Origin of the sequence: Pelagibacterium montanilacus (assembly GCF_003992665.1) — a bacterium.
GTDB classification, from domain to species: domain Bacteria; phylum Pseudomonadota; class Alphaproteobacteria; order Rhizobiales; family Devosiaceae; genus Pelagibacterium; species Pelagibacterium montanilacus.
Genome location: NZ_RZMX01000049.1, coordinates 1 through 3,668, shown reverse-complemented (window position 1 = coordinate 3,668; position 3,668 = coordinate 1). Strand labels below are relative to the sequence as shown.

7 protein-coding genes are annotated in these 3,668 nt (G+C 61.5%); 6 read left to right on the top strand and 1 reads right to left on the bottom strand.

Annotated features, from left to right (window positions below):
* Both EO136_RS13575 and EO136_RS13570 read left to right on the top strand, forming a co-directional pair.
* Positions 1 to 315 (top strand): DUF3768 domain-containing protein (locus EO136_RS13575; protein WP_127144467.1); only part of this gene is annotated, 315 nt, incomplete at its 5' end.
* A gap of 182 nt (positions 316 to 497) precedes the next feature.
* On the top strand, positions 498 to 1,118 hold the full coding sequence (locus tag EO136_RS13570; protein ID WP_127144944.1) for a hypothetical protein: 621 nt from the start codon (positions 498 to 500) through the stop codon (positions 1,116 to 1,118).
* Here the strand turns inward: EO136_RS13570 and EO136_RS13565 are convergent, their stop codons facing one another.
* Positions 1,119 to 1,382: a helix-turn-helix domain-containing protein gene (locus EO136_RS13565; protein WP_127144943.1), complete on the bottom strand. Its 264-nt coding sequence runs from the start codon at positions 1,380 to 1,382 to the stop codon at positions 1,119 to 1,121.
* A 110-nt stretch (positions 1,383 to 1,492) separates the two neighbouring features.
* Between EO136_RS13565 and EO136_RS13560 the strand changes: the two genes are divergently transcribed.
* The 4 genes from EO136_RS13560 to EO136_RS13545 all read left to right on the top strand — a co-directional run.
* A complete protein-coding gene (locus EO136_RS13560) occupies positions 1,493 to 1,864 on the top strand; it encodes a hypothetical protein (protein WP_127144470.1) in 372 nt (123 codons plus the stop codon).
* The gene (locus EO136_RS13555) at positions 1,861 to 2,577 is read left to right on the top strand and encodes a DUF805 domain-containing protein (RefSeq protein ID WP_127144283.1); all 717 of its coding nucleotides are present in this window, start codon (positions 1,861 to 1,863) and stop codon (positions 2,575 to 2,577) included. The genes EO136_RS13560 and EO136_RS13555 overlap by 4 nt, the downstream gene beginning before the upstream one ends.
* A gap of 16 nt (positions 2,578 to 2,593) precedes the next feature.
* Positions 2,594 to 3,163: a superinfection immunity protein gene (locus tag EO136_RS13550; RefSeq protein WP_127144282.1), complete on the top strand. Its 570-nt coding sequence runs from the start codon at positions 2,594 to 2,596 to the stop codon at positions 3,161 to 3,163.
* On the top strand, positions 3,160 to 3,668 hold a 509-nt coding region (locus tag EO136_RS13545), incomplete at its 3' end, for a hypothetical protein (RefSeq protein ID WP_164730543.1). The genes EO136_RS13550 and EO136_RS13545, both read left to right, overlap by 4 nt.

Below are 3,668 nucleotides of genomic sequence, written 5' to 3'. Positions count from 1 at the left end.
CGCCAAGTGCGCGATCTTAACGACGCCCTGAGAACCAGTTTCTTCGGTGGGCGATGGATACTCACCACCGGCGTTCTCGCACTGGGCGCGCCGATCGCCACCAAGGCCGTCCGATCCATACAGGCCTTCGACGGTTTCACCCCCGACAATGATCCCTATGGAGAGCACGATTTCGGGTCGATCGTGGTCGAAGGGCATACCCTGTTCTGGAAGATCGATTACCTCGACAAGCAGCTCGAGTACGGCTCTCCCGACCCCACCAATCCAGAGGTGACCGAACGGGTTCTGACCCTGATGCTCGCGTCGGAATATTGAGGGATGCGATGGGGGTGTTCGGGGAGGGTTTCGGCTAAAACATTGACATAATTGTCTTTTTGGGCTATGCTGGCGCTGCACGGTGCTGTGCATGGCGGTTCGTGCCGCTATCGCCGTCACCGATGTGAACCCTGATCCGAGCCCCCCATGTGGGGGCTCTTTTGTTAGAAAAGGACACGACAATGGCCGTACCTGCTCAGAAACTCCCCGGTGAGGTCACCGACCTCCCCGCCATCGTGCTGATCGGACAATCGGACAACGAAAAGCCTCGCGGCTCCTGGTTCGCCAAGACCGATCGCGCCTCGGCCAGGAAGGCTGCAGCGCTGACCGGGATGAAGATCGTTCCCGTTAAATCCGGCAAGCTCACCGAACTCGCCCTCAAGCTGCCCAAGGGACGCATCTTCTCGAGCGGGAAGGCTTTTGCCCCGCTCATCCAGCCCAAGGTGTACGAAGCCCTTCTGCCTCATGCTGGCAATGCCCCTGCGCCCAAGGGCGGCGATCTGTTCGCGTCGGGCGATGCAGGCGCACCCAGGCAGGACAAGGCCAAGGAGTCCGGCAAGGGTGATGCTGCCGCCAAGCCCAAGGAAAGCTTTCCGCCGGACTGGGCCCGCATCAGTGTCGGGCACACGGTTCTGGCCTATTCGCCAGATGACGAGGCGTGGTTCGAGGCGCTGGTCGTCGAGGCAGCGGCAGATGGCAAGTTCGTCCTCAAATGGCGCGACTATCCCGAGGATGACGCCTTCACCAAGCGCCGGGCCGATCTCGCCCTGAAATTCCCGGAGGGGCAGAAGGCCGCGGGGTGATCAATCGCTGCTCTTTTTTCTACCCGGTGTTAGGCCCTTGGCCTTCACCGGGGTGCTCAACGGCTCGAAGAACTCGGCGATGTCCACCGACAGGGCCTTCGCCAATCGCTCAAGAATGTCGATGGACGGGTTAAACGACCCATTCTCGATGCCGCTGATGTAGGTGCGATCAACGCTTGCATCGACCGCGAGGTGCTCCTGAGAGACCCTGCGGCCGGTACGCAACCTTCGAAGATTCGATGCAATGCGAGTGCGCGCGTCCATTTGATTGACGCGACCAGCTTGCTGACGGCAAAACCATCGAATATCTTCGACATAAATACGGTTATGTCGTGTTTCACGAAAAGAGATTCCAACTCACTTGGGGGACTACCATGAGAATAGCAGTGCTCGTCATTTCGCTATGCCTGACCATGATCGTCGGGCTCCAGTCATGCGCCGTTATGGTCGGCGGCAACATCACGTCCGATACCGATACCGCTGCAGGAGGAGCGGCGGGGATCATCCTGGCCTTCCTGTTCGTCCTGGGCGCGGCGTTCGCCATGGGATTGCCCCGCGTCGCGATGGTCATGTTCGGGCTCGCGGCTTTGATCGGGCTCCTGACGGCCGCGACCACGGTGTTCTCGGACATGTGGATATGGGGCGGTATCGCCCTGGTGCTCTCGGTGATGAGCTGGTTGGGCTATCGCGAGCTGGCCAAGAAGAAGAACGCCGCTGCGGCGCCGGTCGGGGGTGTTGCCCAATGAACGCCTATCTCGATGGCATGCGCCGCTATGTCGACTTCCGCGGCAGGTCGACCCGGAGCCAGTTCTGGCTGTTCACCCTGTTTTATTTATTGCTGCTCTGCGCAGGGCTGCTTCTTGACGCGATGATCGGCACCTTGGATGCGGAGGGCAATGGGGTAATCGGGGGCGTTGTTGTGCTCGCCCACTTGATCCCGTCACTTTCGGTGTTGGTGCGCCGGCTGCACGATATCGATCGTACGGGTTGGTGGGCTCTGATCATGCTCGTACCGCTGGTCGGATTGATCGTGCTGCTGGTCTTTGCCGTTACCCCTTCGACCTCCGGGGCGAACCGGTTCGGGCCCCATCCGCTCGGGGGCGCAGACCCAGGCCAGACCATGCGACCGGCAGCCAATCATGCGCCCCAAGGGGCTTCTGCGGCTCAGTCCGGCCCTGTGACCACCCAACAGCCTATCGCCGGGCAAACCGAGGGGGCAGGGGCTGATGAACTGGCCGGCACTGGCACGGCTCCAATGAATGCCGCGGATGCAGCCAAGGCACCGCAAGCTCCGACCAACCCTCAATCTCCAACAGCACCAGAGCCGCAATCCTCCAGCCCGATCTCCGACGAGACCATTGCAAGGCTCGAGCGGCTTGCAGAGCTGCGGCGCACCGGAGCGATCGAGGAGAGCGAATACGCCTCCATGAAGGCCGATCTTCTGGCCAAGACCCGCTGATAAAGGGGAGACGATTATGCGCCCCCTCAGCGCTCATACCCTCCCGCTCGCGCTTGCATTTGTGCTGTTGCCGGTCGCTCCGGCAATGGCGCAGTCGACCAATGACCTTCTGCTCATTTTCGGCCTGCTCTACGGCGCCCTGTTCATCATCTACGTCATTCCGACCGTCGTGGCCTTTTACCGGGGCCATCCCAACCGCTGGATCATCCTGATCATCAACTTCGCGTTCGGGGCCACCGTCCTGGGGTGGCTGATCGCGATGGTCTGGGCGATGGGCGCGGTGCACAGAACCAGGGACCCGGACGGCACCAATGGCGGGGAGAGCGGGCTCAATATCTTTGCCAATGACGTCAAGCGCCTGCGCATAGAGGGCATCAATGGCGTCAATCCGGCGGCTGCTGCGCCCTTGGCCGGGGATGGTCCCGCGCCGTCCCCCGAACGCCCGTCAGAGCCCGATCCCCTGGCCCAGATCGCCCGGCTCAAGCAGCTCCGCACCGAAGGCCTGTTGAGCGAGTCCGAGTTCACCCGGCTCAAGGGCCCCCTCATCGACCGATACATCTCAGCCCAAGGAGGAACTACAACATGACCAATCCGACCACACCATCACACCGCTGGAGCCGTCCGTCAGAACGCAAAGGCATGGCCCGTGCAGCTCTGGCGTTGGTGCTTGCCTCTCTCTCGACGCCGCTTTTCGCTCAGGATACCGACGAGGACAGCCCCGTCACCCCTATTGCGGGCGATTGGTATTGTGCAGATCGGGCCGAGGACATCTTTCAGGTCTCGCTCGGCTTTGGTGGATTGACGGTCAACAACATCGCCATCGTCCCCTACGAGCCATTCATGCCCGCTCTCCAGCACATTCGGCTCTCGGCATCGGCAACCAATTTCAGCGCCACCAACAGAGCCGTTGCGGTCGAGGCCGTGGGGATCGTCGGCGAGATTGAGGCCCCTGAGGCGATCGCATTTGCCCTCTCGGCCTCCGCCTCATTTGGAATGGTGAGTTCAGGGGCGAGCGAGACCATCACGTCCAACGTGATCTCCAGCGCCAATACCTTCGACTATGACCACATCTGCGTCAGGGTCACGGTCGG